The sequence below is a fragment of the Cupriavidus sp. 05T41 genome, assembly GCF_056396525.1.
The window spans coordinates 1-407 of the sequence record NZ_JBFTLQ010000219.1; the positions used below are offsets into that span (position 1 = coordinate 1).

1 protein-coding gene is annotated in these 407 nt (G+C 60.5%); it reads left to right on the plus strand.

Annotated features, from left to right (window positions below; translation table 11 throughout):
* Positions 1 to 119: 119 nt before the first annotated feature.
* Positions 120 to 380: a hypothetical protein gene (locus tag AC1DKV_RS40565; protein WP_477139781.1), complete on the plus strand. Its 261-nt coding sequence runs from the start codon at positions 120 to 122 to the stop codon at positions 378 to 380.
* The last annotated feature ends 27 nt before the right edge of the window (positions 381 to 407 follow it).

A 407-nucleotide genomic window follows, 5' to 3' on the forward strand; every position in this document is an offset into this window, starting at 1 on the left:
CCTTGGCACACTCCATGCGTTTGTACCTCCCGAGCGAAGCAAAGATGCTCGACAGCAAACGAACCGAAGTCCCAATCGATACCCGGCCAGCTGGCCAACCGCCTTCCAGKAGAACTGCCATGACTACCACCCTCGCCATCAAGGACCTGTCCGTCACCGAAGAACTCGACGCYGGCGCCATGCGCGCCGTGCGCGGCGGCTTCGTGCCCTTCATGCCCGTGTTCAGCTCGGTCAAGCTCGACTCGACCTTCAATGMCTCGCAACTGATTGGCCAGACCCAGAACGTGGTCAACATKAACGGCAACAACACGGCCTTCGCGGATGACATCAAGTCGCATGTCAACTCGACGCAGAACGCCCAGAACAACATCTATCGCTGATGTTGCCGCCGCCCTGCCGGCCCGGCC